Raw genomic sequence first — 4,405 nt, forward strand, 5'->3', positions numbered from 1 at the left:
GACGTACGTCGAGCTGCACGTCGAGCAGGGCCGCAACCTCGTCGACCGGGGCGCGGCGATCGGCGTGGCCAGCGAGATCTGGCCGCACGGGCGCTACCGGTTCGACTTCAGCGGGGTGGCCGACCACGCCGGCACCACGCGGATGGAGGACCGCGCCGACCCGATGCTCACCTATGCGTTCGCCGCGCTCGGCGCCAACAAGCAGGCGCGGCTGGCCGGTGAGCGGGCGACTTTCGGGCGGGTCGAGGTGACGCCGAACGGCACCAACGCGGTCCCCTCGCACGTCACCGCCTGGCTCGACGCCCGCTGCGCGACCGAGTCGTCGCTGTCCTCCTTGGTCGAGGGCATCACCACGCAGGCGACCGACCGGGCCTCGCGGGACGGGACGTCCCTGGCGGTGACGGCCGAGTCGGTGTCGCCGGCCGTGGTCTTCGACCGCGCCCTCGCCGCCAAGGTGGCCGCCGACCACGAGGGCGGCGACTGGCCGGTCATCCCGACCCAGGCCGGCCACGACGCCGGCATCGTGTCGATGGCCGGCATCCCGTCCGCGATGCTGTTCGTCCGCAACCCGACCGGCGTCTCGCACTCCCCGGCCGAGCACGCGGAGCTCCCCGACTGCCTGGTCGGCGTCTCGGCCCTGGCCGACACCCTCGAACGGCTCGCCCGGTGAGCAGGTCCTCCTCGTCGTACCTCCTCGAGCGGGCCTGGGTCGACGGCGCCGTCCGCGACGACGTGCTCGTCGAGATCGCGGACGGCCGGATCACCGCGGTGACACCAGCCGCGCCGGCCGGGGACGTCCCGAACCTCGCCGGCCTCACCGTCCCGGGGCTGGTCAACGACCACAGCCACGCCTTCCACCGGGCGCTGCGAGGGCGGACCCAGCGGGGGCGGGGGACGTTCTGGACGTGGCGCGAGCAGATGTACGCCGTGGCGGAGCGGCTCACCCCGGACAGCTACTTCGTGCTTGCGCGGGCGACGTTCCGGGAGATGGTGGCGGCCGGCTACACGAGCGTCAGCGAGTTTCACTACCTCCACGACCCCGAGCCCGCCACGGGGGAGGCGTTGAGGCACGCCGCCGAGGAGGCCGGCATCAGGCTCACGCTGCTCGACGCCTGCTACGTCAGCAGCGGGTTCGGCGCCCCGCCCGAGGGCGTCCAGCGACGCTTCACCGACGGCACCGCGCAGCGGTGGGCCGAGCGCGTCGGCGACGGGCCGGCGGCGATCCACTCCGTGCGCGCGGTGCCGCGCGACCAGCTGCACGTCTTCCGCGGACGCGCGCCACTGCACGTCCACCTCAGCGAGCAGCAGCAGGAGAACGACGCCTGCCTGGCGGCGTACGGCGTCACCCCGACCCGGCTGCTCCACGACGAGGGCCTGCTCGGGCCGGGGACCACGGTCGTGCACGCCACCCACCTCACCGACGACGACATCGCCCTGCTCGGCAACACCCGCACCAACGTCTGCATCACGCCCACCACCGAGCGCGACCTCGCCGATGGCATCGGCCCGGCGCGGCGGCTCGCCGATGCCGGCTGCCCGATCAGCGTCGGCAGCGACAGCCACGCGGTCGTCGACCCGTTCGAGGAGCTGCGCGGCCTCGAGATGGACGAGCGCCTCGCGACCCAGGAGCGCGGGCACTGGTCGGCCGCCGAGCTGCTGAGCATCGGCACCCGCGGCGCGAGGATCGCCGTCGGCGAGCCCGCCGACCTCGTCACGATCGACACCCGGAGCACCCGCACCGCCGGCACCGGCTCCGACGAGAACACCGCGGTCTTCGCCGCCACCGCCGCCGACGTCACCCACGTGGTGATCGGCGGAAGCGTCGTCGCGACCGGTGACGACCGCGCCGAGATCGGCCGTGAGCTCGAGGCCGCGATGGAGGCACTGTGGGAGAAGGCACTGTGGCAAGCACGCTGATCACCCACATCGGCGAGCTGGTCACCAACGACCCGCGAGCAGACGACCTGCTCGGCGTGATCGAGCAGGCCGCGATCGTCATCGAGGGCGCCCACGTCGCCTGGGTCGGCCGCGCGACGGACGCCCCGCCGGCCGACGAGATGGTCGACGCCGGCGGCCGCGCCGTCATCCCCGGCTTCGTCGACAGCCACAGCCACCTCGTCTTCGCCGGCGATAGGGCGGCCGAGTTCGCGGCCCGCATGACCGGCACGCCGTACGCCGCCGGCGGCATCCGCACCACGGTCGCCGCCACCCGCGCCGCCACCGACGAGCAGCTCAGCGGTCACGTCGCGCGGCTCGTCGCCGAGATGCGCCGCCAGGGCACGACGACGGTCGAGATCAAGAGCGGTTACGGCCTGACCGTCCACGACGAGGCGCGCAGCCTCGCGGTCGCGCGGCTGTTCACCGAGGAGACGACGTACCTCGGCGCCCACGTCGTCCCCGACGGCACCACCGCGGAGGAGTACGTCGAGCTCGTCACCGGCCCGATGCTCGAGGCCGCGCGGCCGCACGCGCGGTGGATCGACGTGTTCTGCGAGCGCGGGGCCTTCGACGCCGACCAGGCGCGCGCGATCCTCACCGCGGGAGCCGAGGCCGGGTTGCGCGGCCGCCTGCACGCCAACCAGCTGACGTACGGCGAGGGCGTCCGGCTCGCCGCCGAGCTCGGCCTGGCCGCGGTCGACCACTGCACCTACCTCAGCGACGCCGACGTCGACGCGCTGCGCGACAGCGGCACGATCGCGACGCTGCTGCCGGGTGTGGAGTTCTCCACCAAGCAGCCCTACCCCGACGCCCGGCGGCTGCTCGACGCCGGCGTGCGGGTGGCGCTCGCCTCGGACTGCAACCCGGGCTCCTGCTTCACCAGCTCGCTGCCCCTGTGCATCGCGCTCGCGGTCCGGGAGATGGGGATGACGCCCGCCGAGGCCGTCCACGCGGCGACCTACCGCGGCGCCCAGGCCCTCGACCGTGCGGACGTCGGGGCCCTGGTACCCGGCCGCCGCGCCGACCTGGTGCTGCTCGACGCCCCCTCGCACGTCCACCTCGCCTACCGCCCCGGCGTGCCGCTCGTGGCTGCCACCTGGGTCGGCGGCCACCCCGGGTAGCGGTCTCCCGCTCAGACCTGGTGGTAGCGGCGCTCCTTCTTCGCGTCGTAGTCGTAGCAGGTGTCGCCCACGAGGTCGCTGGGGACGGCGTAGTGCTCGAGCACGGCGCAGTCCCACGCGTCCTGGGTGCCCTCGATCTCGCGCCACCGGCCGTCGACGGACGCCCAGAGGGCGGCGTAGCCACCGCACTCGTTGACGCTGCCGACGGCGTACCCGGCGGTGCTGACGAACTCGACCATGATGCCGACGGTGGCCTCCGAGCAGGAGGCGTGGTCGACGACCCGCTGCGCGGTGCGGCCGATGAAGCGCTTGAACGCGGCGGGCGAGCGACGCAGCTGGGCGGCGTCGCGGGGCCCGCGCACGAGGACGCCGGGCGACTCGCCGCCGGCGTACGCGATCACCTCGCCCGGGCGGTCGGGTGCGGCGGTCGTGGGCGCGGAGCCGGCCGGCGGGGTGGCAGGGGTGCTGGGCGAGGAGCCGGCGGAGGTGCTGGTCGAGGTGCTGGGCGAGGAGCTGGCGGAGGTGCCGGTCGAGCTGTCGGTCGACGGGGCGACGGAGGTGGCACCGGGGTCCGGCGTGGCGTCCGAGGACGCAGGGCTCTCGCTGGGCGCGGTGTCGGCGGACACCGGCTCCGCGCTGTCCCCGCAGCCGGTCAGCGTGACGGCGACTCCCAGGCAGGCGGCCACCAGGACGGCGCGGGAGGGCCGGGCGGATCGGCAGGGGCGATGGAAGGAGCTCATATGTGGTCTGACGCGCCGGGCCGGTCGCCGCGTTGCACCCCGGGCAGGCCACCTAAGACCCCCTCAGGCCACAGATAAGGCAGTTGTCCGATGTGAGGGCCTACCTCAGGGAGCGAGTCTCGGTCTCGTCACCGAGGAGCTGAGGAGCCCACCATGTACGACAACAACGCGCACCGCGACTACGTGAAGACCGAGCTGGAGTACCGGCTCAACCGGGTGCAGGCCGACCTGGCCGGCCGCCGCAAGCGGCGGGCGCTGGTACGCCGGAGCAGGGACGTCGACGGTCTGACCTGGACCTCCGTGCGCTGACGGCGCGCGGCGATGCCCCAGCGCGTCCTGACGCTCGTCCCCGACACCGGCACCGACGCTGCGACTAATCAGGAGCACCCGACAACAGAACACGCGATCATGGACGGCGTGCCCGCACACACGAGCCGGACTCTGGTCGGACGAGACGCCGAGCTGACGGAGATCGCTTCGTTGCTCGGCGTCCGTGCGCCCGGGTCGGGCACGGACCCGCAGGACCCGACGGGCTCCCCGACGGGCTCCACGACGGGCTCCACGACGGGCTCCACGACGGGCTCCACGACGGGCTCCACGACGGGC

The 4,405-nt window shown here is 74.1% G+C and carries 6 protein-coding genes; 5 read left to right on the top strand and 1 reads right to left on the bottom strand.

Annotation, left to right across the window (positions count from 1 at the left end; all coding sequences use genetic code 11):
• From Q0L15_RS13845 to hutI, 3 genes are all read left to right on the top strand, one after another.
• On the top strand, positions 1–670 hold a 670-nt coding region (locus tag Q0L15_RS13845; RefSeq protein ID WP_296605034.1), incomplete at its 5' end, for a M20/M25/M40 family metallo-hydrolase.
• Positions 667–1,917: a formimidoylglutamate deiminase gene (locus Q0L15_RS13850; RefSeq protein WP_296605035.1), complete on the top strand. Its 1,251-nt coding sequence runs from the start codon at positions 667–669 to the stop codon at positions 1,915–1,917. The genes Q0L15_RS13845 and Q0L15_RS13850, both read left to right, overlap by 4 nt.
• Positions 1,902–3,059, top strand: coding sequence for an imidazolonepropionase (gene hutI / locus Q0L15_RS13855; protein WP_296605036.1), 1,158 nt, complete (start codon positions 1,902–1,904; stop codon positions 3,057–3,059). The genes Q0L15_RS13850 and hutI overlap by 16 nt, the downstream gene beginning before the upstream one ends.
• An 11-nt stretch (positions 3,060–3,070) precedes the next feature.
• Here hutI and Q0L15_RS13860 read toward each other — a convergent pair whose 3' ends face one another.
• Positions 3,071–3,799: a hypothetical protein gene (locus Q0L15_RS13860; protein ID WP_296605037.1), complete on the bottom strand. Its 729-nt coding sequence runs from the start codon at positions 3,797–3,799 to the stop codon at positions 3,071–3,073.
• A gap of 153 nt (positions 3,800–3,952) precedes the next feature.
• On the opposite strand from Q0L15_RS13860, the gene Q0L15_RS13865 reads away from it, so the two are divergent.
• Complete coding sequence (locus Q0L15_RS13865) at positions 3,953–4,108, top strand: hypothetical protein (protein ID WP_296605038.1); 156 nt, start codon at positions 3,953–3,955, stop codon at positions 4,106–4,108.
• 12 nt (positions 4,109–4,120) lie between these two features.
• Positions 4,121–4,405, top strand: a 285-nt coding sequence (locus Q0L15_RS13870) for a hypothetical protein (protein ID WP_296605039.1), incomplete at its 3' end; no start/stop codon positions are given.

The organism is Nocardioides sp. (genome assembly GCF_024509035.1).
Classification (GTDB): domain Bacteria; phylum Actinomycetota; class Actinomycetes; order Propionibacteriales; family Nocardioidaceae; genus Nocardioides.

Coding starts and splice junctions, on each gene's coding strand:
- Q0L15_RS13860 (WP_296605037.1), bottom strand. CDS start 3,799: ATGAGCTCCTTCCATCGCCCCTGCCGATCCGCCCGGCCCTCCCGCGCC.
- Q0L15_RS13865 (WP_296605038.1), top strand. CDS start 3,953: ATGTACGACAACAACGCGCACCGCGACTACGTGAAGACCGAGCTGGAG.